This window comes from Streptomyces sp. CA-106110 (assembly GCF_050936285.1).
Taxonomy (GTDB): domain Bacteria; phylum Actinomycetota; class Actinomycetes; order Streptomycetales; family Streptomycetaceae; genus Streptomyces.
This window is the reverse complement of record NZ_JBNJNB010000001.1, coordinates 9082538-9109344: the sequence shown is the minus strand read 5'-3', so window position 1 is coordinate 9109344 and position 26807 is coordinate 9082538. Positions and strand designations below refer to the sequence as shown.

The 26807-nt window shown below is 71.4% G+C and carries 24 protein-coding genes; 5 read left to right on the top strand and 19 right to left on the bottom strand.

Annotation, left to right across the window (positions count from 1 at the left end; all coding sequences use genetic code 11):
- Positions 1–72: 72 nt before the first annotated feature.
- The 4 genes from ACQEXA_RS41960 to ACQEXA_RS41945 form a co-directional block, all read right to left on the bottom strand.
- A complete protein-coding gene (locus ACQEXA_RS41960; RefSeq protein WP_432926083.1) occupies positions 73–975 on the bottom strand; it encodes a S1 family peptidase in 903 nt (300 codons plus the stop codon).
- Between the two features lie 208 nt (positions 976–1183).
- Entirely contained in the window at positions 1184–1966 is a 783-nt protein-coding gene (locus ACQEXA_RS41955) for a DUF1684 domain-containing protein (protein ID WP_432926085.1), read from the bottom strand.
- Between the two features lie 279 nt (positions 1967–2245).
- Positions 2246–4000 carry an FAD/NAD(P)-binding protein gene (locus ACQEXA_RS41950; RefSeq protein ID WP_432926086.1) on the bottom strand — a complete coding sequence of 585 codons (1755 nt, stop codon included), beginning with the start codon at positions 3998–4000 and terminating at the stop codon, positions 2246–2248.
- 697 nt (positions 4001–4697) lie between these two features.
- On the bottom strand, positions 4698–5894 hold the full coding sequence (locus ACQEXA_RS41945) for a DUF5685 family protein (RefSeq protein WP_433132679.1): 1197 nt from the start codon (positions 5892–5894) through the stop codon (positions 4698–4700).
- 290 nt (positions 5895–6184) lie between these two features.
- Between ACQEXA_RS41945 and ACQEXA_RS41940 the strand changes: the two genes are divergently transcribed.
- On the top strand, positions 6185–6622 hold the full coding sequence (locus tag ACQEXA_RS41940; protein WP_432926090.1) for a cell division protein SepF: 438 nt from the start codon (positions 6185–6187) through the stop codon (positions 6620–6622).
- A 39-nt stretch (positions 6623–6661) separates the two neighbouring features.
- Here the strand turns inward: ACQEXA_RS41940 and ACQEXA_RS41935 are convergent, their stop codons facing one another.
- The gene (locus ACQEXA_RS41935) at positions 6662–7852 is read right to left on the bottom strand and encodes an acyl-CoA dehydrogenase family protein (protein ID WP_432926092.1); all 1191 of its coding nucleotides are present in this window, start codon (positions 7850–7852) and stop codon (positions 6662–6664) included.
- A gap of 115 nt (positions 7853–7967) precedes the next feature.
- Complete coding sequence (locus ACQEXA_RS41930) at positions 7968–9581, bottom strand: MFS transporter (RefSeq protein WP_433132677.1); 1614 nt, start codon at positions 9579–9581, stop codon at positions 7968–7970.
- A gap of 256 nt (positions 9582–9837) precedes the next feature.
- On the opposite strand from ACQEXA_RS41930, the gene ACQEXA_RS41925 reads away from it, so the two are divergent.
- On the top strand, positions 9838–11004 hold the full coding sequence (locus tag ACQEXA_RS41925) for a glycosyltransferase family 39 protein (RefSeq protein ID WP_432926096.1): 1167 nt from the start codon (positions 9838–9840) through the stop codon (positions 11002–11004).
- A 236-nt stretch (positions 11005–11240) separates the two neighbouring features.
- The gene (locus ACQEXA_RS41920; RefSeq protein ID WP_433132675.1) at positions 11241–12266 is read left to right on the top strand and encodes a phosphatase PAP2 family protein; all 1026 of its coding nucleotides are present in this window, start codon (positions 11241–11243) and stop codon (positions 12264–12266) included.
- Positions 12267–12386: 120 nt separating this feature from the next.
- On the opposite strand, the gene ACQEXA_RS41915 is transcribed toward ACQEXA_RS41920, so the two are convergent.
- The 3 genes from ACQEXA_RS41915 to ACQEXA_RS41905 all read right to left on the bottom strand — a co-directional run bounded on the left by ACQEXA_RS41915 (position 12387) and on the right by ACQEXA_RS41905 (position 14958).
- Entirely contained in the window at positions 12387–12602 is a 216-nt protein-coding gene (locus ACQEXA_RS41915) for an I78 family peptidase inhibitor (RefSeq protein ID WP_359391657.1), read from the bottom strand.
- Between the two features lie 350 nt (positions 12603–12952).
- Positions 12953–13957: a helix-turn-helix transcriptional regulator gene (locus tag ACQEXA_RS41910; protein WP_432926100.1), complete on the bottom strand. Its 1005-nt coding sequence runs from the start codon at positions 13955–13957 to the stop codon at positions 12953–12955.
- Positions 13958–14301: 344 nt separating this feature from the next.
- Positions 14302–14958, bottom strand: coding sequence for a transglycosylase family protein (locus ACQEXA_RS41905; protein WP_432926102.1), 657 nt, complete (start codon positions 14956–14958; stop codon positions 14302–14304).
- A gap of 541 nt (positions 14959–15499) precedes the next feature.
- Here ACQEXA_RS41905 and ACQEXA_RS41900 point away from each other — a divergent pair.
- A complete protein-coding gene (locus tag ACQEXA_RS41900; protein WP_432926104.1) occupies positions 15500–16273 on the top strand; it encodes a hypothetical protein in 774 nt (257 codons plus the stop codon).
- 303 nt (positions 16274–16576) lie between these two features.
- Entirely contained in the window at positions 16577–16954 is a 378-nt protein-coding gene (locus ACQEXA_RS41895; RefSeq protein WP_432926106.1) for a hypothetical protein, read from the top strand.
- Between the two features lie 63 nt (positions 16955–17017).
- Here the strand turns inward: ACQEXA_RS41895 and der are convergent, their stop codons facing one another.
- The 10 genes from der to ACQEXA_RS41845 form a co-directional block, all read right to left on the bottom strand.
- Positions 17018–18499 (bottom strand): ribosome biogenesis GTPase Der, encoded by a 1482-nt coding sequence (gene der, locus ACQEXA_RS41890; RefSeq protein ID WP_432926107.1) that lies wholly within the window; start codon positions 18497–18499, stop codon positions 17018–17020.
- Between the two features lie 72 nt (positions 18500–18571).
- On the bottom strand, positions 18572–19312 hold the full coding sequence (locus ACQEXA_RS41885) for a lysophospholipid acyltransferase family protein (RefSeq protein WP_432926109.1): 741 nt from the start codon (positions 19310–19312) through the stop codon (positions 18572–18574).
- Positions 19270–19965 (bottom strand): (d)CMP kinase, encoded by a 696-nt coding sequence (gene cmk, locus ACQEXA_RS41880; protein ID WP_432926111.1) that lies wholly within the window; start codon positions 19963–19965, stop codon positions 19270–19272. The genes ACQEXA_RS41885 and cmk overlap by 43 nt, the downstream gene beginning before the upstream one ends.
- Positions 19966–20150: 185 nt before the next feature.
- Positions 20151–21245, bottom strand: a complete 1095-nt coding sequence (locus ACQEXA_RS41875) for a prephenate dehydrogenase (RefSeq protein WP_432926113.1) — start codon at positions 21243–21245, stop codon at positions 20151–20153.
- Positions 21242–21604, bottom strand: a complete 363-nt coding sequence (aroH, locus tag ACQEXA_RS41870) for a chorismate mutase (RefSeq protein ID WP_360994166.1) — start codon at positions 21602–21604, stop codon at positions 21242–21244. The genes ACQEXA_RS41875 and aroH overlap by 4 nt, the downstream gene beginning before the upstream one ends.
- Positions 21605–21861: 257 nt before the next feature.
- On the bottom strand, positions 21862–22884 hold the full coding sequence (locus tag ACQEXA_RS41865) for an ADP-ribosylglycohydrolase family protein (protein ID WP_432926115.1): 1023 nt from the start codon (positions 22882–22884) through the stop codon (positions 21862–21864).
- On the bottom strand, positions 22881–23600 hold the full coding sequence (locus tag ACQEXA_RS41860) for an NUDIX domain-containing protein (protein ID WP_432939036.1): 720 nt from the start codon (positions 23598–23600) through the stop codon (positions 22881–22883). The genes ACQEXA_RS41865 and ACQEXA_RS41860 overlap by 4 nt, the downstream gene beginning before the upstream one ends.
- A 122-nt stretch (positions 23601–23722) precedes the next feature.
- Positions 23723–24781, bottom strand: a complete 1059-nt coding sequence (locus tag ACQEXA_RS41855) for a pseudouridine synthase (RefSeq protein WP_359391647.1) — start codon at positions 24779–24781, stop codon at positions 23723–23725.
- Positions 24781–25452, bottom strand: a complete 672-nt coding sequence (gene scpB, locus ACQEXA_RS41850) for an SMC-Scp complex subunit ScpB (RefSeq protein WP_432926117.1) — start codon at positions 25450–25452, stop codon at positions 24781–24783. The genes ACQEXA_RS41855 and scpB overlap by 1 nt, the downstream gene beginning before the upstream one ends.
- Complete coding sequence (locus ACQEXA_RS41845; RefSeq protein ID WP_432939039.1) at positions 25449–26492, bottom strand: segregation and condensation protein A; 1044 nt, start codon at positions 26490–26492, stop codon at positions 25449–25451. The genes scpB and ACQEXA_RS41845 overlap by 4 nt, the downstream gene beginning before the upstream one ends.
- Between the last annotated feature and the right edge of the window lie 315 nt (positions 26493–26807).

The window sequence follows — 26807 nt, the reverse complement described above, 5'->3', positions numbered from 1 at the left end:
GCGTGCGGGGGCCCACCTGCTGCCGGCTGGGCTCGGGCCGTGCCCGGATGCCGGAATGCCGGAATGCCGGGCTCAGTAGACGTGCACCCCGTAGGCGCTGAGCGCCTCGGTGACCGGCTGGAAGAAGGTCGTACCACCGGAGGTGCAGTTGCCGCTGCCGCCGGAGGTCAGACCGTAGGCGGTGGAGCCGCCGTACAGCGGGCCGCCGGAGTCACCGGGCTCGGCGCAGACCGTGGTCTGGATGAGGCCGTAGACGATCTCACCGTTGCCGTAGTTGACCGTCGCGTTGAGCGCGGTGACCCGGCCGCTGTGCGTCCCGGTCGTGGAGCCGCGGCGGTAGACGGTGGTGCCGACCGAGGGCGTGGCCGCGCTGGTGATGTCCTGGCTGCCCACGGCGCCCGACTTGGCGACCGAGCTGTTGGTGTAGCGCACGATGCCGTAGTCGTTGCCCGGGAAGGAGGAGCCGGCCGTGGTGCCGAGCGTGGTGGTGTGCGAGGAGTTCGACCACCAGGTGCCGGCGCCGTCGGTGCAGTGACCGGCGGTGAGGAAGTAGTAGTTCCCGCTGGAGTCCTGGACGTTGAAGCCCAGCGAGCAGCGCCAGCTACTCGCATAGATGGCGTCGCCGCCGGAGATCAGCTTGTTGAACTTGCCCGGGGTGTGCTTGATGGTGAGGGCACCGGCGTTGCCTCCGGCAGTCTTCTTGATCTTCGCGATCTCGGCCTTGGAGACCGTGCTGTCGACGGTGACGACGACGCGGTTCGTCGCGGGGTCGACGGCCCAGGCAGTACCCGCGACATCGGAGTTGAGCACCGAGTCGCTCGCCTTGGTGAGCTGGTTTGCGCTGAAGGTGTGCACGTCGCTCGCGTTCGCGTTGGGGACCGCGATCGCGGCAGCGGCCACGAATCCGGTGGCCACGGCCATGAACCGGGTCCGTCTCGCGATGCCGCTTGTGGGGGTGGTGCGCTTGATCCTCACTTTTCGTTCCCTCCAAGGGAAGTCGGGGGCCCACGTGGGGTTGGGGCCCGTGAGGCGCAGCCAAGGGCGCCCTGCCCGGATTCCGGACAAGTCGTGCTCCTGACAAGCGCTGTGGGGGAGTATTCGGCCACACGACCGACCGACGCAAGGGCGCCTTTCGGCCGTGCAGCGTTCAACTTAAGGACGAGCCGGATACGTTGAGGGACTTCTACAGCAAGGTGCGCTCCCCCGCCTCGATCGCGACGCCCAGCGTGTTGCCGGGCGGCGGGAAGGGGCAGATGAAGTGGTCCGCGAAAGCGCACGGCGGCAGCAGAGCCCGGTTGAAGTCCACCGTCGTACGCCCGTCGGCGTCGGGCGCGGGCGGCCGCAGGAACCGGAAGCGGTAACTGCTGTCCCCGCTGGTGGTGTCGGCGAAGACGGCCCACAGGGAGCCGTCGCCCTGCACCGACACCTGGAGCGTGAGGTCCTGTCCGTCGAGCGTGAAGGCGAGCACTCCGCCGAGGCCGAGGCCGCGATGCCGGCCGTCGGCGTTCTCGACGCGTACGGTGCGGTCCTCGCCGTACGGGGTGAAGTGGCCCTCGACCGACCAGCGCGGCTCGTAGGGCGTGGCGTCGATGCCCTTGAATGCCTGGCGGGCGGGCGCGGCGGGATCGTAGTCCCGAACGCCCCTGACTCCCTCGCGGACGAGGACGACCAGACGGCGCTCGCCTGCCGCGACGCGGGCCGCGGTCACGGGTCCCGGGTCGGCGTCGAGGCGGACCTCGCCGACGAACGGCTTCCCGTCGACGATCAGACCGTCGCCTTCGGCCGCCGTCAGCACCACCGCGTCACCGTCGTCCGCCCACTGGCCGGGAATGTTCGGAATTCGCCCTTCCGGGTAGTCCTCCAGCCAGGAGGTGCCGGTCAGCGCGAGCGGCCCGTAGGGCTCCGACACCTGGGCGGTGCGGTGCTCGTGCCACTGCTTCCACTCGTCGGATACGTCCGTCGTCATGTGATCAACCCTTCCATATGGGATCCGCAGGCCCGAGGTGCGAGCGCAGCGTGCCCCGCGTGTATTCCGTTCGGACCGGACCGCGCTGCTGGAGCAACGGCTCGGCCCGGTCCGCGAACTCGCCCCGTCCGCCCGGGACGGACGGGGCTTGAGGATGAACCCATCGGCCGCGTCCGTCCGGACGAACTCGTCCGCCTCCGCGGCGGGGGCCGGCAGTACCGGTGAAGCACCGCCGTCCGCCTGTCTCCATGACGGTCCGTCGGATGTCCGGTGGCACGGTCAGGCCGCGGTGCGAAGGGACAGCCGGCGCAGGAAGTCGAGCGCGGACCGTGCCGCCGCGTCGTTCTGCCGGAACGCCGGTCCGCCCGTGCGGGGCCGGGTGAACGCGCCCGAGCCCCGGCCGTCGGTGTGCGGGCCGAGTGCGAAGCGCCGTGGATGAGGGCGGCCGGACCGGTCCAGGACACGCCCGTCGGCGGGATCCACCGCGAGCAGTCCCTCGGCGGTGGCCGCGGCCCCCTCCGCGTGCAGCTCCCGCAACAGCCGGTCCCGGGTGCGCTCGACCGTGGGGTGGGGCAGCCGCGCCTCGACCAGCGCGCGGGCCTCGACGAACACGCCGGGGAGGGTGGCGCTCGCCGCCCGGAACACCCCGTCCTCGGCGGTGACCGTCATGCCGGCGCCGAGGAACCTCAGCACACCGGCCCGGGACAACGCGAGCATCTGCCGCAGCCGGGGCCCGGGCGGCCCGGACGCCAGATAGCTGAAGAAGCCGTGCCACCAGGACCCGATGTCGCCGAGCCGCACCAACTGCCCGTAGACGGAGAGCAGTCCGAGAAAGACGGCCAGGTCGGGGCTGTGAGCGGAGTCGTGCCGCCGTGCCAGGTCCGCCTCCACATAGGCGCGCAGCCCGTCCTGGAGCGCCTCGTGGGACCGGTAGCGCACTCCGTCCAGCGGATGGTCGAGCGCGGCGAGATCGAGCCGGTCGGCCGGGTCGGGGACGGCGGCGGCGACCAACGCCGGCAGCGACGCCGGGTCGGCCACGGCGTACTTCTCCTCGAAGTCCGTCCAGGCGGCGGCGGTGCGTTCGGGATGGGCCGTGAACAGCCGGTGGTAGTGGGCGAAGCCCAGTTCCTTCTCGACCAGCGGCCACACGTCCCGCCGGAAGTCGAAGCCTCCCGGGCGCGCGAGCAGGGCGTCGACCTGGGCGGGACCGAAGAAGCGCGGCAGCGGCGGCCGCTCGCCCGTCCAGTCGTAGCCGATCTTGGAGTGGTACGGCACGCCGCGCCGGGAGCCGACGTACAGGACCGGTTCTCGGCCCGAGGGGACGTAGACGTCGCCCTCGTACCGTCCGCCGCGCCCCTCGGTGAGCAGCACCATGAGGTCGACGAAGGCGAGTCCGAAGCCACGGACGAGGACGGGTTCGCTGGCCTTCAGCGAGGACAGCTCGGTGTCGGCCGTGAAGTCGGGCGGCAGATGGACCAGGCCGTGCGTGCGCGCGTACGACGCCAGGGCGCGCTGCTCCTCGTCGAGTTCGGCGTCGAGATGGCCCAGCGTGAGAACGACGAGGTCGGCGAGAAGCGGCTCGGGCCGTCCCTGGAGCCACACCAGTTGCCGGCCCTCACGCGGCCCCTCGACCCGGAGGGCGAGACGGGGGTGGTGGTGGACGTGGATACCGGGCGGCAGGGCGGCGACCGTCTGCTCGTACACCCAGCGCAGGTACGCGCCCTGCCGCTGCCGGTCGGCGAAGACGCGCCCCTCGACGCCCGCCCACTCGTGCAGCGTCGGCCCCCCGCGCACGGGGCCCTCCATGGTCACCGTCTCGTCGGTGAACATGGTGACGTCCTCCGCGTGCGAGTTCATCCACAGCAGCGGTGACTGCGCCTCGCGCCAGATGCGTCCGCCGCCCGGGGGGTACGGGTCCACGAGATGCACGTCGAGCTCCGAACCGGTATACAGCTCAGACGCGTTGGCGGCGATTCGTTCCAGCAGACCGGTCCCCCGGGGCCCGGCTCCCACGATCACCAGAGAAGGCCTCATCGGAGGACTCCCGCAGGGACGAGAGAGCCCGCGGTCCACGGGCCCGGACGGTGCCGGGGGACGATACGCGGGGGTGCGGCTTCTTCGGCTGCCGCGGCCGGTGGGACGAGGGTGTCGGAGGACATGCGAAGGCTCCGTGATGCGTCGAGTCGAACACGGGGTGCCTTCACACAGGCGACATGCGGCCGAGCCCCTCAGCAGGGCCGCCCACCGAGAGTACGGGGGCGTTTCCCCCGGCTGTCAAGGCTGTCCATACTGTGAGCTGTGCGTCTCAAGTCGGTTGACGTGGATACGGAAGCCTGTTCCACTTGGCACACGCATCGACAGCAGCGGCTGGTCACCCGCTCCCACATCGACTTCGGTCGTGTGTGGTCCTGTTCCTGTTGAGCCGACCCCCTGCTCGCCCCGGTTTTGCCGGGCCTCTTCCGCGTACCTCCCGCGCCTTCACACGCGTTTCCCCTCCCCTCTTCGCGTTTCCCCTCCCTCGCGCTGTTCCGCCTTCTGCTCCCAGGAGACCGCAGACCATGCGTGCGTCCTCACGCTCCCGCCACGGCTTTCTTCACCTGTGTCCTCACCGTGCCGGCGGCCCCTGTCCCTGACCGCGTGCGGCGAACTCGGTGATCATCGGGTCCGCCGCTGGAATCGACGGACGGCTCTCCCAGCACGATGCCCCGTCAGGGGGCGTACCGGCAGCGCCTCAGCAGTCGCAGCCGCAGTCGCAGCAGTCACAACCATCGCAGCCGTCGCAGCAGTTGCCGCAGCACTCGCACACGTCACAGCAGTCGCAGCAGTCCTGGCAGGCCCCCTGCTTGCGCTCCCGGTTCCAGGGGTCCTCGTACGTCCCGCAGCACAGTTGGCAGGTGCAGGCGAGGCCCAGCCACACCGCGCAGCCCGCGATGAGCCCGCGCCGGTCGCGGCGGGGCGGCTCCGGCGGCGGGCCTCCCGGATCCCCGGGGCCGCCGGGCGCGTACGGTCCGTTCGGCGTGTACGGCCCCGAGGGCGGCGGCCCGTACAGCCGGGGCGCGTCGTGCGAGCAGGCGGTCGTACCGAAGGCTCGGTCCACGGAGTTACGCAGCTCGTGGACGAGCAGGACGTGCGCGAGGCGTTTGTCGGCGAAGGTCACTTCGCGCAGCGCGAGCCGTATGCCGTGCAGCGCGTCGTCGGCGAGTCGACGGGCCTCCTCCAGCGAGGTACCGGTGGCCGTCAGAGGGTTCCAGGCACCTGACGCGGCGTCGGCCGCCCTGTCCTCGACGGCGTCCAGCAGGTGGGCGAGCCGTCCGAAGAGCAGGCCCGCCTCGGCGAGCGGCTCGGCGTTGCGGGGACGTCCGGCCAGGACCGCCGTGTGCGCGAAGGCGGCGGCGGTGGCGGTCTCGGTCGGTTCGGTGACGGTCAGGATCGCCGTGCCGGGCCCGGCGAGCGACTCAAGGCCGGCCTGCCGGTCCACGGCGTCGACGAGTACGGCGGTGTCGAACCCGACCGCGGATCCGGTACGGGCGCCGGCCCTGCCCCAGCTCGCGGCGACCCAGCGCGCGGCGGCCGCCACGGGCCTGCGCGCCAACAGCCCGTCACCGTCGGAGATGTGGTCGCGCACCTTGGCGGAGGCGAGCACCAGGGAGACCGCCGCCGCGAGTCGCGCCCCCTCACCCCGGGCGACGGAGGCCGTGCGCATTCCACGCAGCGGGCAGGGGCCCGCGGTGCGCCGCCACCCCGTGGTCCGCTCCGACTGAGCCCCCGTCAGAACCGAGACGAGCAGACCGTCGCAGTTCGTGACGACTCTGGCGAGCTGACCGTGGTCGCCGCGCAGCGCGAGGCACAGCCCGCACAGATGCGCCATCCACTGGGTTCTCAGGCCCTCACTCAGCCGGTGACGGCAGGGCCGGACTATTCCGAACACGACACTCCCCCGTGGCTCGTTCGACGTTGAGCTGCGGCATCGTAACGACCCCTTCGTTCACCCGTACGCTCCGACCGTCACCCGAACGCCAACGAACATAATATTTCACTCTCAGTCAGCAGCCGTATGTCTTACAGCCCTTGGGGTACGCGGGCTCTCGACGTATTGGCCGTGCACCAGTACCGTCACGAAACCCCCGCGCGCCGTCTATCCACTTGGCGCTGCATCCGCATCATGGACGACCATGGGGTTGCGGAAAGCATGAAGGACCGCTGTGAGAGGAGGCGTCCATGGGATCGGTACGCAAGGCGAGCGCCTGGCTGGGCCTCGTCGACGACAACGATGACGAGCGTTACTACGAAGACGACTACGCCGAGGGCCAGGAGCACGGCGACACCTGGGTGACCGACCCGCGCGTGAAGGTCGCCTCCGAGTCGGCGGAGGAGAAGGGCCGCCGGATCGGCACGGTCACCCCGGACAGCTTCCGGGACGCCCGCGTCATCGGCGAACTCTTCCGGGACGGCGTCCCGGTCATCATGAACTTGACGAACATGGAGTCGCCCGACGCCAAGCGTGTGGTGGACTTCGCAGCCGGTCTGATCTTCGGCCTGCGTGGCTCGATCGACCGTGTCTCCAACCGCGTGTTCCTGCTGACCCCCGCGAACACGGAGATCGTCAGCGGCGACGCCGCGAGCCGGCAGAACAACGGCTTCTTCAACCAGAGCTGAGGCAGGGCCGCTCACCGGCCCTGCCCGCTTCGGGCACGGTCACCGGAAGGCGTCGAGTCCGGTGAGCGCCTTGCCCAGCACGAGCTGGTGCATCTCGACGGTGCCCTCGTAGGTGAGCACCGACTCCAGGTTGGTGGCGTGCCGCATCACCGGGTACTCGAGCGAGATCCCGTTGGCGCCGAGGATCGTGCGGGCGGTACGGCAGATCTCGATCGCCTCGCGCACGTTGTTGAGCTTGCCGAAGCTGATCTGCTCGGGACGGAGCCGTCCCGCGTCCATGCGCCGCCCCAGATGGTGGGCGAGCAGAATCCCCTTGTGCAGTTCGACCGCCATGTCGGCGAGCTTCGCCTGGGTCAGCTGGAACCCGCCGATGGGCCTGCCGAACTGCTCCCTGCTCTTCGCGTACCCGACGGCGGACTCGAAACACGACCGGGCCGCGCCCATGGCACCCCACACGATGCCGTACCGGGCGTGCGAGAGACAGCTGAGCGGCCCCTTGAGCCCGACGACATCGGGCAGTACGGCGTCGGAGGGCAGCCGCACGTCGTCCAGGACGAGTTCACTGGTGACGGAGGCCCGCAGGGACCACTTGTGCCGGATCTCCGGGGCGGAGAAGCCGGGACTGCCGGCCGGGACGACGAACCCGCGGATCCCCTCGTCGGTGCGCGCCCAGACCACGGCGACACCGGCGACGGAACCGTTGGTGATCCACATCTTGCGGCCGTTGAGCACCCAGTCCCCGCCGTCGCGCTTGGCGTGGGTGCGCATCGAGGCGGGGTCGGAGCCGTGGTCGGGTTCGGTGAGCCCGAAGCACCCGATGACCTCGCCCGCCGCCATGCGTGGCAGCCATTGCTGCTTCTGCTCCTCGCTCCCGAACCGGTGGATCGCGTACATGGCGAGGGAGCCCTGCACGGAGACCAGGGACCGGATGCCGGAGTCGGCGGCCTCCAGTTCCAGACAGGCGAGCCCGTACTGCACGGCGCTGGCCCCGGCGCAGCCGTATCCGCTCAGCGACATGCCGAGCGCACCGAGCGAGCCCAGTTCCTTGGCGAGTTCGCGGATCCCCGGCAGCTCCCCCGTCTCGTACCAGTCGGCCACGTACGGCAGTACGCGTTCGGCCGCCCAGGTCCGCACGGTGTCGCGGATGGCGAGGTCCTCGGCCTCCAGCAGGTCGTCGAGCCCGAGCGGATCGGCGGGGTCGAAGGGCGGCAACGTCGAGGACGCGGACATGGAGCAGCCTCCGTGACACTGAAAACTAGCAGCGCTAACCGAACCGGACGGCCCGACCGTACGTCGCGCCGGGCCGTACGTCCAGTATCGGGCGCCGTCCGGTCCGCGGGCACCGTCAGGCGGTGACGCGTGAGTCCGCGGCCTCGCGCTGTGCGGGCACCACGGCCGAGCCGGGCGCGGGTGGCGCCTCGCAGTTCATGGCCCTCGGCAGCCGCAGTGCCATCACCGCGCCCAACAGCAAGAGCGCGGCGCTGACCAGAAGTGTCACATGCAGGCCGTGGACGAAGGAGTCGCGCGCGGCGTGCCGCAGGACGGCGCCGCGTGCCCCGCCCAGCCGGCCGGCCACCTCGTACGCCTCCCCCAGCGACTGACCGGCGGCCCGGGAGGCCGACGCCGGAACCCCGGGCACCGAGGACAGGCCCGGCGCGTACGCCGCGTTCATCACACTGCCGAGCAGCGCGATCCCGATGCCCGCGCCCAGCTGGTACGAGGTCTCACCGATCGCCGCCGCTCCGCCTGCCTGCGACTGCGGCGCCTCGCTCAGCATCGACTCGTACGCCCCGAAGAGCGTCGTCTCAAGACCGAAGCCGAGCAGGACGAAACCGGGCAGCAGCAGCGACGGGTTGTCCCGGTCGCCCATCGCCATCAGCGTGATCACCGCCGCGGCCGTGAGGCAGAAACCGAACGCGACCATGCGTCGCGGACCGAAGCGGCGCAGCGCCTTCGAGCCGACCAGTCCGGCCGCCATCGCCGCGAGCGTCAAAGGAAGCAGCCTCAGCCCAGTCGCCAGGGGCGAGAGGTGCAATACGAGCTGCAGGTACTGGGCCGCGATCAGCTCGAGCCCGACCAGGGCCAGCATCGCGAGCACGATGCAGCCGACCGACGTGCTGAACGCCGGACGCGCGAACATCCGCAGATCCACCAGGGGATGCCTACGGCGTCGCTGCCGCCGTACGAAGGCCACCATCAGGGCCGCGCCCACCACCGGCGGCAGCAGCGTCCACGCGCTCAGCAGCGGCGCTCCGCCACCGAGCCGCTTGACGCCGAGGATCAGTCCGAACAGACCGGCCGCGGCCATGAGCGCTCCGACCACGTCCCAGGGACCGTCGCGGTCGCCCGTCGACTCCGGCAGCAGGAGCCGCCCGACCGGCAGGCTGACCAGCATCAGCGGGATGTTGATCAGGAAGACCGAACCCCACCAGAAGTGCTCGAGGAGGAAGCCGCCCAGCAGCGGCCCGACCGCCGCCCCCACCGCGGCCACCGCGCTCCAGATACCGATCGCGGTCGCCCGCTCGCGGCGGTCGGGGAAGACCTGCCGGAGGATGGACAGCGTGGCGGGCATGATCATCGCGCCGCCCACACCGAGCAGCGCCCGCGCCGCGATCAGCATCTGCGGGTCCCGGGAGAGCGCGGCGAGACCGGAGGCGATGCCGAAGAGGCCGTAGCCGAGCAGCAGGACCCGTCTGCGGCCGACCCGGTCGCCCAGCGTGCCGAACAGGATCAACAGCGAGGCGCAGACCAGCGGATAGGTGTCGACGATCCAGAGCAGTTCTATGGCGCTGGGCTTGAGGTCCTCCGTGACGGCCGGCATCGCGACGTGCAACACAGTGGCGTCGACGGCCACGAGCAGCAGACTCACGCAGAGGACGAAGAGAACGACCCAGCGGTTGGCACCGGCCCCGGCCGCCCGACGGCGCAGCCCAGCGGCGGCCGTGGTCGTCCCGGACATGTACGTACCTCCCAGATGGTCCCTCGCTCCGGCGGATCGACGGGGTGGGGACTCCCCGCGGCTGCGGCCGGGAGGAGCGGGGTCCCGGGGCCACGCGAGGAAGCGAGCGAGTCGTCAGCGTACGCGAGTTCCCGCGGGCGTCGCGTGGCGGACCTCTCATGATTCCCGGGGAGGGGTGTGGCGTGCGCCACCTCCCCCGCGTCCATCACGCGGCCGATGGCGTCTGCGGTTCCGTAATACACCGATAATCGAGCGCGTGACCGATCTTGGAACGCGCCCGGCGCCGACCCGCACCGGCGCCCTGCGCCGGGCCGCCCCCGCGCTGGCGGGATACGCGGCCGTCCGCGCCCTGGGCCTGGTCGTGCTCGCGGTGTGGAGCGCGGCGCGCGGCGCGAGCCCGCACACCCTGCTCACCGCACGCTGGGACTCCCTCTGGTACACCCGGGTCGCCGCCCTCGGCTACGGCTACGAGGTCCGCCTCCCGAACGGCGACGTCCACTCCAGCCTCGCGTTCTTCCCGCTGCTGCCCTGGCTGGAGCAGCTCGGCGCGGCGGTGACCCCTCTGTCGTACGCCGACGCGGGTCTGCTCGTCTCGACGCTCGCCTCGCTCGCGGCCGCCTGGGGGATCTTCGCTGTCGCCGACCATGTGTACGGTCGCCGGGTCGGCGTCTGCGCGGCCCTGCTCTGGGCGGTGCTTCCGGTCGGTGTCGTTCAGTCGATGGCATACAGCGAGTCCCTGTTCACGGCGCTCGCGGCCTGGGCGCTGTACGCGGTCCTGACGGACCGCTGGGTGACGGCGGGCGTGCTCGCCTCGCTGGCGGGTCTGACCCGGCCGGTGGGGGCGGCCGTCGTCGCGGCCGTGTGGGCGGCGGCGATCGCCTCGTACATACGGGACGGGCGTGAGCGCCGGACCGGCGGACCACCGTTCCCTCGCCGGGCCCTCGGCATGCTTCTCGCCCCGCTCGGCGCCGCCGGCTACGTCCTGTGGGTCGGCCACCGCACCGGCCGGGGCCCTCTCGGCTACCTGGACGTCCAGGCGGGGTGGCGCAACGGCTTCGACGGCGGCTACGCCTTCGCCCGTTTCATCGCGAACACCTTCACCTCCTTCCCCTCGGCCCTCGCGGGCATCGGGCTGATCATCGGTGTCGCCGCGATCGTCTGGCTGTACGTGGTGTGCGTACGGCAGGGCCAGCCGCTGCCGCTGCTCGTGTACGCGGGGGTCGTCACCGCGCTCGCCCTGTGCGCGTCGAGCTACTTCGGCTCGAAGCCCCGTCTCCTGTTGCCCGCCTTCCCGTTGCTGCTCCCCCTCGCCCGAGGTCTCGCCCGGTTGCGACCGCCGAGGTCGGCGGCGGTCCTCGGCGGTGTCGCGGTGGCGTCGGCCCTCTACGGAGCGTTCTGGCTCAACGGCTCCGGTCCGCCATGATCGTTCGCGACGACCGGTGACCGGGAGGGTAAGTCCGCCCGAGCATTCGGTGAACGAATAGATAAGGGGCATAAAACGGAGGCGTTGTCGATCAATGGAATTGAAGGCCGAGTGTGACCCCGATAGCGGAATCCATAGAAATAAACCCGCTGTTGAGAGGAATCCCACATCACATCGTCATCACAACCCCGGTGATTCGCGTGGGTGTGGAGCTCACTCGCTGTAACGTCGATTGAGTGCGTACCGAACGAAAGCTGAGCCGTCCAGACCGGGTGTTCGCCCGGTTGGACCGTGAGCCGGAACGACCAGCTCACATTGACGTGCCCAGGATGAGCCGGCACCGAGTGGTTCTCTTCTCGGCAACTCTGGCCTTCTACACGGCGATCGTGTGGGCCGTCGTCGTCTCCTCATGGCTGGTCCGGCTCGACTGGCAGGTCATGTTTTTCCGGCCGTACCAGCAGTGGCCGCAGATCCACGCCTTCCTCGACTACTACGTGGTGCTGGGCCAGCGCGGCCCCACCGCGGTGATGGTCGCGGCCTGGCTGGGCTGGCGCTCCTGGCGGCAGCACACCCTGCGCCCGCTGCTCACCCTGGGCGCCGCGCTGCTCCTGCTCAACATCACGGTGGGCGCCGCCAAGTACGGGATGGGCCGCCTTGGACCGCACTACGCGACCGTCATCGGGTCCAACGAGATGTGGCGAGGCGGCGATATATTTCCCTCCGGCCACACCGCGAACGCCGTGGTGACCTGGGGGATTCTGGCGTATCTGGCCTCCACGCCGCGGGCCAGGCGCTGGCTGTCCGCGCTCTCCGCGGTGACCTCCCTGGGCGTCGGCATGACCACGGTCTACCTCGGGACGCACTGGCTGAGCGACGTGCTCCTCGGCTGGGCCGCGGGTCTGCTGATCCTGCTGGCGCTGCCCTGGTTCGAGCCGCTGATCGCCCGCGCGGAGATCGCCATCCTCGCCCTGCGGGACCGTCGGCGCAGCGGCCGTGCCGTCCCCGTCCCCGTGCCCGCTCCGGCCCCGGTCGCCGCCCGCCCGGCGTTCGTCGCCCCGCGCGTGCCGACCGAGGAGGGGGCCCAGGTCCGGGAACCGGTGGGCGTCACCCGGACGACCAAGGCGCCGGTGTACATGGCCCCCGGTCCGCACACGAGTCGTGGCGAGCGCACCCCGGTGACCCCGGTGGGCAGCCGGCGTCCGCCGAACTCGGACCGCGTGTCGCGCGGCACCCCCTCGGCCCGGCCCCTGACGGGAAGCTGACCAGCGACTACGACGCGGGGACCGGTACGCACGACCTCCTCGCACGGCGAAGGCCCCGGCTCATATCGAGCCGGGGCCTTCGCCGTGGGCGTCACCGGGGCCGGGCCTCAGGGCCCTTTGTCAGCCTTTCCAGCAGCGCCTGACCGTGCCGTCCACGACTTCGAAGTTCAGCCGTCCGACGCGGTACTCCATGGTGATGATCGTCCCCGGCGGCAGCGAACGGACCGTGCTCCAGCCGCGCTCACGGGCCAGCCGCTCGGCACGGTCGGCCGCCAGGCCGACGTACGTCTCGGGGATGTCGTCGGGTTCGGCTCCAGGGGGGTGAATGGGTGCCATGCCGCCACGGTAGGCCGCGGGATCTCACCGGGGAAGTGCACAGCCGTCTCTTCTGTCACACATCCCTCTCCTGTCACGCTTGTGTCACAGAATCACGACACTCGTTTCGTCGACGCGACTGTCACACGTACGAGGGGTTCTCATCCACGGACAACACCTCGAACATAATTCGGAACTGTTCCGCCATCACCGGAAGGGGTGTGAATAACTGCGGAATGCGCGGTGCCGGTCGAACAAGCGGATTGCATTCCCCATTCGGCGGTCGGTATGCATCCGGTCCCGCATAAGAAGTACACGGATTCAGCACAGAATCCACTACCCCGGCCGGGCCGCCTCAGGCCCGCCTCGCGCTACGACGACCGTTCCACGGCCCGGGACAGCAGGTCCCGTGCGGCACGGAGCCTCCCGGTCAGTTCGGCGGGCTCCAGCACCTCGAACTCGAGGCCCGTCATCATCACGTGAATCGCCATCACGTCGAGGTTCGGTGCTCCCGTGCGCAGCAGACAGCTGCCCTCGGTCTCGGCCTCCAGGGTGCCCGCCGACGGCGAGATCCGCTCGGCCGCCTCGTGCAGCGGCACCAGCAGCCGTACGACGGCCTGGGCGGCGTACGCGCGCGTGGAGACGCCCCTGGAGACGTACTCGGCCAGGTCCTCCGCCGGTGGCGTCCGCGGTGTGAAGCGGGGTCCGTGCGGCGGCTTGAGGACCATGCGGTCGACGCGGAACGTGCGCCAGTCGTCGCGGTCGAGATCCCAGGCGACCAGATACCAGCGGCGCTCGGTGCACACCAGGCGGTGCGGCTCGACCGTGCGGCGGGTCAGGGCGCCCAGGGCGTTCTCCCCGCCCGAGCCTGTCCGGGACCGGGGGTGGTCGCGGTACTCGAAGCGCAACCGCTCCGCGTCCCGGCACAGATGGGCGACTTCGGTCAGTACGGCCGGGTCGACCGCCGACGGCCCGGGACCGCGCAGCATCGGCACGGTGAAGGAGTTGAGGGCGCTCACGCGGCGGCGCAGCCGGCTCGGCAGGACCTGTTCGAGCTTGGCGAGGGCGCGTACGGACGTCTCGCCGATGCCCTCGATGCCCTGTCCCGCGGCCGTGCGCAGCCCGACCGCCACGGCGACCGCCTCGTCGTCGTCCAGGAGCAGCGGCGGCAGTTCGGCCCCCGCGCCGAGCTGATAACCGCCGCCGGTGCCCGGGCTGGCGCTGACGGGGTAGCCGAGTTCGCGCAGCCGGTCCACATCGCGGCGCACGGTGCGCGGGCTGACGCCGAGGCGCTCGGCCAGATCGGCTCCGGACCATTCACGGTGGGCCTGGAGCAGGGACAGCAGGCGCAGCAGTCGTGCCGAGGTCTCCAGCATGGCCCCGAGTCTGCCAGCCCTTGCGGACAGCGACTGTCCGCAAGGGAGTACGGGCCAAGGGGCTGACGGACACCGGCAGATCGCGGTACGCCACCCAGAACGGCCTTGCCTCGACCTCTCCCTGCTCCACCCGCAGCGCGGCCTTCGGAGGGCGGAACACCGGCTGCCTGTCGGCGACGTCGGCCGACGGTCGCACGCGCCGCCCTGCGGCCTCTTGCCCCGGCAGGCGCCGCATCGCGCCGCCGGCGACCGGGCCCGGTGTCGGACCCGACAGGGATGGTGGCCGGAACGCCACCGGGCTCCGGCGCCGCGATGCGACGCCGGAGCCCGGTGCACGGACACGCTCAGAGTGCGAGCCGCTGTCCCGGCACGATCATGTCGGGGTCGCCGCCGATGACCGCCTTGTTGCGCGCGTAGAGCTCCCGCCAGTCGATCCCGTGGCGCTCGGCGATCCCGCTGAGGGTGTCGCCGCTGCGGACGGTGTAGTCGCCGCGGGACGCCCCGCGGGCCGTGTGTCCCGCCGAGTGCTCCGGCGCCTTCGCCGGACGCGTCGTCGGGGCGGACTCAGTGGTGGCGGAACCCGAGGACGACCTCGTGGCCGACTGCCCGCCCGACCCGGCGGGCGCGCTTCCGTAGGCTCCGGCACGCGCCGAGCAGACGGGCCATGCGCCCCATCCCTGCGCGTGCTGCACCTTGGCGGCCACGGCTATCTGCGCCTCCCTGGAAGCCTGGTCGGCGGTCGCGGCGTAAGCCGTACCGCCGTACGCGCGCCAGGTGCCGGCAGAGAACTGCAGTCCCCCGTAGTAGCCGTTGCCGGTGTTGATGTGCCAGTTCCCGCCGCTCTCGCACTGGGCGATGCGGTCCCACACTCCGCCGTCGGCCGCGGCGGCGTTGCCGGTCGCGGCGAGCAGTCCGAGCGGGGCGAGCAGGGCCGCGCCGGCGAGGACCGCCGTCGTACGGGTCGTACGGGTCTTACGGGTGTTGTCGGCACATTCAGACATGTAATTCCCTCTCCACAAACCCGGGATCCCCCAAGGCGGGACACGTCGATCCGCGGATGATTCGCGGCCGTCGTGTTCCGCCCCGTCCACCGGAGGTGGTGCTGCGCGCCGACTGTGCGGCGCGGCCGGTGGACGTACCCGGGCGGTGCTCGTTGCACACGGCGGAGGAATGTAGGGAGATCCACCGCCCGTTTTCAACCAACTCCTAGTCATTCCAGGCCAGTTCGCCGTTACCCCCGGTATCGTCGATTTTCGGCCACCCACTTCATTCGCTGATTTCAGGATTTGTCGGCCAGGCGGCTCGATGACCTGTGAGCCACTTCACGCAACCAACTTCCCTGAGCCCTGCAAGAGTTGACACGGAGTAACCGGTTCCGCAGGTACGTTCACCCAGCGCAGCGGATGGTGCGAATCCGTTCGCTCCCGGGCGTGACTCCGGCCACAGATCGGCCGTTGTCTTCTTCATGAGCCGGGGACCGCCGGGCTCATGGGCCGGGAGCCACCCGGCACCGTCACGTACCGCATCCCGAGGGAGCCACCCGTGCCGCGCATGCTCGACGTCAGCGACGCCGTACGCGCCGAGATCGGCGACGAAGAAGCCGACCGGCTGCTCGCCGGAGACAACGCCCCGGGCAGTTATGACTGCACCTCGTGCCGCACGCCCGGCGACTCCGAACAGGAGCGCACCAGCACCGTCCTGTTCATCGGCGAGGAGACCGCCGTCCTCGCTTTCGCCCATGCCTCCTGCCTGCCCTCCCAGGTCGTCCAGGTCACCGAGGAGCAGTTGCAGGGCGCGGTGCGCTCCATCACCGCCGACGAGCAATTCAGCACGGCTGCCCCCGAGCAGGCCGTGCTGGGCGTCACCAGCGGACTGGTGCTGATCGCCGGGGAGTTGCACCCGGCGCTGGTCGTGGAGCCCACCGCGCCCATCGTGCGCCCGGGCACGATGGGGATCGGCGACGACTTCCTGCCCCTGCTCATCGAGCAGGGGTTCATGCCGCTGACCGTGATCGAGTCCGTGCCGCCCGTGCTGCACGGGTGGTCGGTGCTGCTCGCCATGGGCCAGCTGCACGCCGTGCTGCAGCCCGGCGCGAACGGCGGGCAGCCGGTCGCCTGGTGGCAGGCGCACCAGCCGCTCCAGGTCACGGACGGGTGGCGGGCGGCCGCCAACAAGCACCAGCAGATCCTGATGTTCGCCGCGCCGGTGGGCTCGATCGGCCGCCAGCCCCGGGAGGATCTGCTGCGCGACGCGCTGGACAAGGCGGCGGCGAACGGCAAGCTGGTCGCCGCCGCGCTGCCGCTGGCCGGGACCTGAGGTTCCGGGACGGTCCGTTCCAGGGGCCGGGTAGGGAGGTGCGGGTCCGCCGCGGTCGATCGCACGGTTCCCGTACCCCCTCACGGGATGCGGGCTCGCCCGTCAAGTGGCGTGCCGCAGTGGCTGATCGCGCAGCTCCCCGACCCTGTTTCAGCGGCTCCCGCCCCATGGACGGGTGTGCCTGTACGGCGGCGGCACACCTGCGTACAGCCCCCGCGCCCCAGTCGGAGCGCGGGGGCTTTACTTGTGACGAAGCGGACTAATCGACCGCATCCCTTGGGCTGCAGTGTCGTTGGCACCTACGTGCATGCATATGACGTCCCCCGCCGCCAGTCCTACCAGCCGATCCCCTCCGGGCGAGCGGACCAGGACCCGGGCGGCTCATCGGCCACGCCGATCTACGACGAGTACGTCACGTCCTTCAAGGCCTTCCCGGGCGACCGCAGCGGCGAGGAGGACACCGACTTCGTCCCTTTCGCCAACTTCCCACGGGACACGGACTCTTACGGCACGGGGACGTACGGCATCCGCCACGGCACCCCCCGGCACGCGACCGGGCGACTGGCCGCCCAGCACGGCCAGTCGGCCACGGCGAACGACGTCTGGCAGCAGGTGGCCCGGCACGCGAGGGGCATGCACCACGTCCCGGCGCTACCGCCCGCACCGCGCAGGGGGCTGTGAGGACGATGCGAAAGGGGCGGCCCGCCATGGAGCCGCCCCTTCGACGTCTTCGGTGTCCCTACGTCACTTCTTCTTGCTGCGCTTCTCGCGCACACGCACCGAGATGTGGATCGGCGCACCCTCGAAGCCGAACGCCTCGCGCAGCCGTCGCTCGATGAACCGGCGGTAGCCGGCCTCGATGAAACCGGAGGCGAAGAGCACGAACCGCGGCGGCTTGGTGCCCGCCTGCGTGCCGAAGAGGATGCGCGGCTGCTTGCCTCCGCGGACCGGGTGGGGGTGGGCGGCGACCAGCTCGCCGAGGAAGGCGTTGAGGCGGCCCGTGGGGACCCGGGTCTCCCAGCCGTCGAGGGCGGTCTCGATCGCCGGGACCAGCTTCTCCATGTGCCGTCCGGTGCGCGCCGAGACGTTCACCCGCGGCGCCCAGGCGACCTGGGCGAGCTCCGTCTCGATCTCCCGCTCCAGGTAGTAGCGGCGCTCCTCGTCAAGGGTGTCCCACTTGTTGTAGGCGAGGACGAGCGCGCGCCCGGCCTCCACCGCCATGGTGACGATGCGCTGGTCCTGGACCGAGATGTTCTCGGAGGCGTCGAGCAGCACGACGGCGACCTCGGCCTTCTCGACGGCGGCCGCGGTGCGCAGCGAGGCGTAGTAGTCGGCGCCCTGCTGCAGATGCACCCGCTTGCGGATGCCGGCCGTGTCGACGAACTTCCAGGTCTTGCCGCCGAGTTGGATCAGCTCGTCGACCGGGTCGCGGGTGGTGCCGGCGAGTTCGTCGACGACCACGCGGTCCTCGCCCGCGACCTTGTTCAGCAGGGAGGACTTGCCGACGTTGGGACGGCCGATCAGGGCCACGCGGCGCGGTCCGCCGATCCCGGCGGCACCGAAGGTCTGGGCGGGCGCCTCGGGCAGCGCCTCCAGGACGGCGTCCAGCATGTCACCGGTGCCGCGGCCGTGAAGGGCGGACACGGGGTGCGGCTCGCCGAGACCGAGGTTCCACAGGTATGCCGCGTCCGCCTCGCCGCTCTGGCCGTCGACCTTGTTGGCGGCCAGCACCACGGGCTTGCCGGCCTTGCGCAACAGGCGCACGACCGCCTCGTCGGTGTCGGTGGCGCCGACCTTCGCGTCGACGACGAAGACGACCGCGTCGGCCGCCTCGATCGCGTACTCGGCCTGCGCGGCCACGGAGGCGTCGATACCGAGGACGTCCTGCTCCCAACCGCCTGTGTCGACGACCTTGAAGCGGCGGCCCGCCCACTCGGCCTCGTAGGTGACACGGTCGCGGGTGACACCGGGCTTGTCCTCGACGACCGCCTCACGACGGCCGATGATCCGGTTCACCAGAGTCGACTTGCCGACATTGGGGCGACCGACGACGGCGAGAACGGGCAGCGGACCGTGTCCGGCCGCCTCGATGGCGCCCTCGACGTCCTCGAGGTCGAAGCCCTCTTCCGCGGCAAGCTCCATGAACTCCGCGTACTCGGCGTCGCCGAGCGCCCCGTGCTCGTACTCGTGCTCGGCCGAGCCGTCGGGCTGGATGTGGTCGTTCATGAAGTCCGTACCTCGTTCATCGTGGTGATCGGTGGAGCACCGCACCGCGGTGATCCACTACTCAAGTGTCGCCTAGCGCCCGGTGAGGCGCCTGGCCATTTCCAGGTGCTCGGTGAGCTGCTTCTGGATGCGCTCGGTCGCCTCGTCCAGCGCCCTGCGCGTACGCCGGCCGGTCCCGTCGCCCGCGTCGAACGGATCTCCGAAGACGACGTCGATACGGCTGCGCAGCGGCGGCAGCGCCTTTATCAACCGGCCGCGCCGCTCGGAACTTCCCAGCACCGCCACGGGCACGATCGGCGCTCCGCTGCGCACCGCGAAGTAGGCGAGCCCGGCGCGCAGCGAGGCGAAGTCGCCCTCGCCCCGGGTGCCCTCGGGGAAGATGCCGAGCACACCGCCGTTGTCCAGCACGGACAGCGCCCGGGTGATCGCCGTGCGGTCGGTCGCCGTGCGGTCCACCTGCACCTGACCGATGCCGGTCAGGAAGGAGCCGAGCACGCCGACGAACGCCTCCTTCTTGATCAGGAAGTGCGTCGGCCGGGGTGCCACGGACAGGACCATCGGCCCGTCGATGTTGTGGGAGTGGTTGACCGCGAAGATCGCCGGACCGGTGGCCGGGACCTTCCAGGCGCCGAGGACACGCGGCTTCCACAGCCCGCGCATCATGGGTACGCCGATGCGCCGCCCGACCTCGGCGCCCCGCTCGGACGCGGGGGTCAGGGGCGGCTCCGGGCGCCTCGCGGAGGCGTCACGGCCGGGTGACGGACGGGTGCTCACTTGGCCGCCCGCTTCTCCTCGACGAGCGTGACGACGCATTCGACGACCTGCTGGAGGGTGAGCTCGGTGGTGTCCACCTCGACCGCGTCGTCCGCCTTGGCGAGAGGGGAGGTCTTGCGGCTGGAGTCGGCCGCGTCCCGCTTGATGAGCGCCTCACGGGTGGCATGGACGTCCGAGCCCTTGAGCTCGCCGCTGCGTCGCGCGGCCCGCGCCTCGGGGGAGGCGGTGAGGAAGATCTTCAGGTCGGCGTCCGGCAGCACCGTCGTGCCGATGTCGCGGCCCTCGACCACTATGCCGGTCTCCGCGGCGGCGGCCAGGGAGCGCTGCAGCTCGGTGATCCGGGCCCGCACCTCGGCCACGGCGCTGACCGCGCTCACCTTGGCGGTGACCTCCGGGGTGCGGATCGGGCCGGAGACGTCCGTTCCGTCCACGGTGATGGTGGGCGCCGACGGGTCGGTGCCGGAGACGATCTCGGGCTTGCCCACGACCGCCGCGATCGCCGTCGGGTCCGCGGTGTCGATACCGTTGCTGACCATCCACCACGTGATCGCGCGGTACTGGGCGCCGGTGTCCAGGTAGCTCAGCCCGAGCTGCGCGGCCACGGCCTTCGAGGTGCTCGACTTGCCCGTGCCGGAGGGGCCGTCGATGGCGACAATCACTGCCTGGGCGGTCCGGGCGGCGCCGTTTTCCACGGTGAGGACACCTTCCTGGTGCGAGGTGGTGGGTGCGGGGGTACACAGACCCTGTCGTCGCCCTCCCGTCGTCCGCCCGGAGGGCGGGCGGGGCAGGCGGGAGTACGGCCACAGCGTCCGGGGCGCCCCGCACAAGGTTACTGGGTCGCCGGACCCGGTATGACTGACGGACGGCGGGCCCACCGCTACTGGCGAATCGTCCAGCCCCGCTCCCGCAACGCCGCGCTGAGCAGCGGGGCCGCCTTCTGCTCCACCATGAGCTGGACCAGACCCGCCTGCTGCCCGGTCGCGTGCTCGATGCGGACGTCCTCGACGTTGACGCCCGCCGCTCCGGCGTCCGCGAAGATGCGGGCCAGCTGACCGGGCTGGTCGCTGATGAGGACGGCCACGGTCTCGTAGACCCGCGGGGCGGCGCCGTGCTTGCCGGGCACCCGGATCTGGCCGGCGTTGCCGCGGCGCAGAACGTCGTGGATCCCGTCGACGCCCTCGCGCCGCTTGTCCTCGTCGGAGGACTGCAGTGCGCGCAGGGCCCGCACGGTCCCTTCGAGGTCGGCGGCGACGTCGGAGAGCAGGTCGGCTACCGGACCGGGGTTCGCGGAGAGGATGTCGATCCACATGCGGGGATCGGAGGCGGCGATCCGGGTCACATCGCGGATGCCCTGTCCGCACAGCCGTACGGCCGTCTCCTCCGCGTGCTCGAGGCGCGCGGCGACCATGCTGGAGACCAGGTGGGGCATGTGCGAGACGAGCGCGACGGCCCGGTCGTGGGCGTCCGCGTCCATCACGACCGGCACCGCACGGCAGTGCGAGACCAGCTCGAGGGCGAGGTTCAGCACCTCGGTGTCGGTGTCCCGGGTCGGGGTGAGCACCCAGGGGCGGCCCTCGAAGAGATCGCCGGTGGCCGCCAGCGGACCGGACTTCTCACGGCCCGACATGGGGTGCGAGCCGATGTACCGGGAGAGGAGGTCCGGGTCGAGGCCGAGCGCCTCCAGTTCGCGGCGCGGCCCGCCCTTGACGCTGGCCACATCCAGGTAGCCGCGTCCGAGACCGCGCCGCATGGCGTCGGCGAGCGCGGCGGCCACATGGGCGGGCGGGGCCGCGACGACGACCAGGTCGACGGGCCCCTCGGGTGCCTCGTCGGTGCCGGCACCGAGGACGGCGGCCGTACGGGCCTGCTCGGGGTCGCGGTCGGTCAGGTGCACGGTGACACCGCGGGAGGCGAGCGCCAGGGCCGCCGATGTGCCGATCAGCCCGGCACCGATGACGAGCGCGGACCTCACTGGGCGATGTCCTTGCGGAGGGCGGCGGCGGCACCGAGATAGACGTGCACGATGTCGGCCCGCGGCTTGTCGGACGCGATGTGGGCGAGGACGCGGACGACGCGGGGCATCGCACCCTCGACGTCGAGTTCCTGGGCACAGATCAGCGGCACGTCCACGATGCCGAGCTTGCGCGCGGCGGCCGCCGGGAAGTCGCTGTGCAGATCGGGTGTGGCGGTGAACCAGATGCTGATCAGGTCGTCCGTGGTGAGACCGTTCCGCTCCAGGACGGCGGTGAGCAGGGCGCCGACCTGCTCGCTCATGTGCCCGGCCTCGTCCCGCTCAAGTTGGACGGCGCCCCGGACCGCTCGTACCGCCACGGTGTCGCTCCTCGCTGATCTACGGAAACCTCTGATCACACCAGCGTAGTCAGCCCGGAACGTACTGGTGCGCGACGCCCGTCTGGCGAGACGGCACCGCGCCGTGACGCGAACGCCCCCGTGCGCCCCTCGGTGCCGGGGCGGCGGCCGGCTCACCGGGACCGGTGGCCCAGCGGGCGTGTCGGGGGCGCACGGAGCGGCGACACGCCCACTGCCCGCTGAGCGGATCCCGGTCGAGGGCAGCGTCTACCGGGGGGTCACGCGTCCCAGAGGGCCCCGAGCGCCTGCAGTTCGCTTCCGTACTCGATGCGGTCCGCCCACTCCCGTGGCCAGGCCTCGGCGCCGAGGTGGGCGCCCGCGAAGGCGCCCGCGAGGCAGGCGATCGAGTCGGAGTCGCCGGAGGTGCACGCGGCCCGGCGCAGCGCGGTGACGGGCTCGTCCGGGAAGAGCAGGAAGCACAGCAGAGCGGTGGCGAGGGCCTCCTCCGCGATCCACCCCTCGCCGGTCGCCAGGCACGGGTCGATCTCGGCCGAGACGGTCCGCACGGCCTCCTGGAGGCGTTCGAGGATCTCCAGGCACTCGTCCCAGCCGCGCGCGATGAAGTGCTCGGGCGTGGGGTCCTGGGCGCGGGTCCACAGATCGCCGAGCCACTCCTCGTGGTAGCGGCTGCGGTTCTCGTAGGCGTACGACCGCAGCAGTCCCACCAGGCCGGTCGGCTCGGCGCCCTGCGCAAGAAGGTGTATCGCGCGGGCGGTGAGATCGGAGGCGGCGAGCGCCGTGGGGTGGCCATGCGTGAGCGCGGCCTGCAACTGGGCGGCACCGGCCCGCTGTTCGTCGCTCAGCCCCGGTGCGAGCCCGACGGGCGCCACACGCATGTTGGCCCCGCAGCCCTTGGAGCCGATCTGGCTGGCCTGCTGCCAGGGCCGGTTCTCGTCGTTGAGCAGATTGCAGGCGACCAGGCAGGTCCGGCCGGGCGCCCGGTTGTTGTCCGGCGAGTGGTACCAGTCGACGAACTCCTCGCGCACGGGCCGTTGCATCCGCTTCGGCGCCAGGACACCGCGGTCCATGGCCGTGCGCAGCCCGCGTCCGAGCGCCAGCGTCATCTGGGTGTCGTCGGTGACGATCGCCGGCCTCGGCAGCTCCATCTCCCGCCACGGCCCGCACTTGGCGAGGATCGCCGGCACATCGTTGAACTCGGTGGGAAATCCAAGGGCGTCGCCGAGAGCGAGCCCGATCAGGGATCCGGTGGCGGCGTGCTTGGCGAGGGCCGTGCCGGTCATGAGAGCCGTCCTTCCGTGGCGGGGCGGAGCAGGGGCGGGTGCAGGGCGGTGGCGCCGCCCGCACGGTAGAGCGCGGCGGGTTTGCCGCGGCCGCCGGTCAGCCGGGCGGCGCCCGGGACCGGTTTGACGAAGCCGGGGGTGGCGAGGACCTTGCGCCGGAAGTTGGGGCGGTCGAGCGAGGTGCCCCACACGGTCTCGTAGACCTGCTGCAGCTCGCCCAGGGTGAACTCGGTCGGGCAGAAGGCCGTGGCGATACAGGTGTACTCGAGCTTGGCGCCGACGCGTTCCTGGGCGTCGGCGAGGATCCGGTCGTGGTCGAAGGCGAGCGGCCCGGCGGCCTCGTACGGCAGCCAGCGGGCCTGCACGGCGTCGCCGCCGCCGTGCGGCTCGGGAGGGTCGGGCAGCAGCGCGGCGAAGGCCACGGAGACGACCCGCATACGGGGGTCGCGGCCGGGGTCGCTGTAGGTGCGCAGCTGCTCCAGATGGAGCCCGGAGACGTCCGCGAGCCCGGTCTCCTCGGCGAGTTCCCGCCGGGCCGCGTCCTCCGCGGACTCCTCGGGCCGCACGAAGCCGCCCGGGAGCGCCCAGCGGCCCGCGTAGGGCTCCTGCCCGCGCTCGACGAGCAGGACGTGGAGCGCGCCGGCGCGGAGGGTGAGGACGGCCAGGTCGACGGTGACGGCGAAGGGTTCGAAGGCGTACTTGTCATAGCCCTGCACGGCCCCCACGACCCCCACCCCCCTTAATGGTCGCATTGACTATAAAGAGAGCGGACGTCGGCGCACAAGAGGACGGCCGGCTCCCGCACCGCGGGAACCGGCCGCTCGGGCGTGGAGCGTGGCTAGAGTTCGACTTCCTTCATCAGCATCCCCACCTCGGTGTTGGAAAGACGGCGCAGCCAGCCCGACTTCTGGTCGCCGAGGGTGATCGGGCCGAAGGCGGTCCGCACCAGCTTGTCGACGGGATAGCCGGCCTCGGCGAGCATGCGGCGCACGATGTGCTTGCGGCCCTCGTGCAGGGTCACCTCGACGAGGTAGTTCTTGCCGGTCTGCTCGACCACCCGGAAGTGGTCCGCGCGCGCGTACCCGTCCTCCAGCTGGATGCCGTCCTTGAGCTTCTTGCCCAGGTCGCGCGGGATGGGGCCCACGATGTGCGCGAGGTAGGTCTTCTTCACGCCGTACCTGGGGTGGGTCAGCCGGTGCGCCAGCTCGCCGTGGTTGGTGAGCAGGATGACACCCTCGGTCTCCGTGTCGAGCCGGCCCACGTGGAAGAGCCGGGTCTCGCGGTTGGTGACGTAGTCGCCGAGGCACTGACGGCCCTCCGGGTCCTCCATGGTGGAGACGACACCGGCCGGCTTGTTCAGCGAGAAGAACTGGTACGACTGTGTGGCCACGGTCAGCCCGTCGACCTTGATCTCGTCCTTGTCGGGGTCGACCCGCAGGCCCTGCTCGGTGACGATCTCGCCGTTCACCTCGACCCGGGCCTCCTCGATCAGCTCCTCGCAGGCACGCCGGGAGCCGTAGCCCGCGCGAGCGAGCACCTTCTGCAGCCGCTCGCCCTCCTGCTCGGCGCCCGGGAAGGTCTTGGGCAGCTTGAGGTTCGGCTTGCCCGCGTACCGCTCACGGTTGCGCTCCTCGGTCCGCGCCTCGTACTCACGGGAGCGCGAGGGCGTCGTACGGCCGCCACGCTGCTGGGACTGCTTGGGACCGCCCTTGGCGCCGCCCCGTGCGTCCGAGCCGCGCCCTGACTTCGGGCCGTCCTGGGAGGCCCCGGGGCCCACGTCGTAGCGGCGCTCCTCGGGGCGGGGCTTGCGGGGGCGGCCCTGCCGCTCGTCCCTGTTGTTACCGGCACCGCGGTAGTTGCCGCGCCCGTCGTTCCTGCCGCTGCCGCTGCTTCGCATCAAAATTCCGTCGTCGTGTTCGTCGTGTGATCGCCGTCCGCGTCCGGAGCATCGAGTGCGTCCGGGTCGAACGACGGAACGCCCTCCTGGGTCTCGGCCTCGATCGCCTCCGCCTCCGGGAGGAAGGGCGCGAGATCCGGGAGCTCGTCCAGGCCGCGCAGGCCCATCCGCTCCAGAAAGTAGTTCGTCGTCCTGTACAGGATCGCACCTGTTTCGGGTTCCGTGCCCGCCTCTTCGACCAGACCGCGCTGGAGGAGGGTGCGCATGACCCCGTCGCAGTTCACTCCGCGGACCGCCGAGACGCGGCTGCGGCTGACCGGCTGGCGGTAGGCGACCACCGCCAGCGTCTCCAGTGCGGCCTGGGTGAGCCGGGCCTGCTGGCCGTCGAGCACGAAGCGCTCGACGGCGGGCGCGTAGTCGGCCCGGGTGTAGTAGCGCCAGCCGCCGGCGACGAACCGCAGCTCGAAGCCGCGCCCCTGCACCGTGTACTCGTCGGCGAGTTCGCGCAGGGCGTCGGCGATCTGCCGCCGGGGACGCTCCAGGATCTTCGCCAGGTGCTCCTCGGTGGCGGGCTCGTCCACGACCATGAGGACGGCCTCCAGGGCGGGCTTGAGGTCGAGTCCGGCCACCGTGTTCAGGCCGGCCGGAACCTCGGCGGTCTTCTCGCTCACGCCTTCTCCTCCGTCTTCGTGCCGCTCTTGTCGGGATCCTCGGGCGGCCGGTCGAACTCGTCCGTCACCACCGGTGCCTCCTCGCCGACCCCGCCGGTCCAGCGCACGACCAGGTCGCCGAGGGCGGTCTCCTGCTCCAGCGCCACCGCCTTCTCCCGGTACAGCTCCAGCAGGGCCAGGAAGCGCGCCACGACGGTGAGCGTGTCGTCGGTGTCCTCCACGAGCACGCGGAAGCTCGCCTCGCCCAGTTCCCGCAGCCGCGCGACCACGATCCCGGCCTGCTCCTGCACGGACACCAGCGGGGCGTGGATGTGGTCGACGTAGACCTGAGGCTTGGGCTTGGGCTGCATCGCCTTGACCGCCAGCTTCGCGAACCCCTCGGCTCCGATGCTGATGACGACCTCGGGCAGCAACTCGGCGTGGTGGGGTTCGAGACCGACGGTACGGGGGTAGCGCCGGGCCTCGTCCTCGGTGCGCCGGTTGAAGATGTCGGCGATCTGTTTGTAGGCGCGGTACTGCAGGATCCGCGCGAACAGCAGGTCGCGTGCCTCAAGGAGCGCGAGGTCCGCTTCGTCCTCGACCTCGGCGGCGGGCAGCAGCCGTGCCGCCTTGAGGTCGAGCAGGGTCGCGGCGACGACGAGGAACTCGGTCGTCTGGTCGAGGTCCCAGTCCGGCCCCATCGCCCGGATGTGGGCCATGAACTCGTCGGTCACCTTGGACAGCGCGACCTCGGTGACGTCGAGCTTGTGCTTCGAGATCAGCTGGAGCAGAAGGTCGAAGGGCCCTTCGAAGTTGGACAGCCGGACCTTGAAGACACCGTCGTCGGGCTCCTGCTCGGCCGGGAGTGCGCCAGGAGTGCCGACGGCCTCGCCGGAGGATCCGGAACCCGGCGCGGTCACCGCAGCGGCAGGGGCCGCGTCGGCGGCGACAGCCGGGCGGGGCCCCGGTACCGACGTCACGACGGCCGCCGGGCCGGGCACGGCCTCCGGCTCGCCCTCCGGTGCTGCGACACCCGCCCCGGCCGCCTCCGAGACGTCCACTGCGGCCGAGGGGACGGTGACCCGGGACTCCTCCGGGGCGGCTCCCCGCTCACGTTCCGTCTCGGCACGAGCCTCCGCTTCGAGCACCGACGACGCGCCGGTCCCGGACTCCTCCGCCGCGGAACCAGGCCCCGGCACGTCGGCGGCAGGGAGTTCCGCCCCTGCTCGGGAGGGGACGGCGGGCGCGGGCGTGCGGGACGGGGCTGTCCGCGCGGGCTCCTCGGACGGGCGGTCCTGTCCGGCTTCGGGTTCCTGGGGGGCGGCCTGGGGCTCGCTCTTCTGAGAGTCGGCCTCCGGTTCGGGACCCGGGCCGAG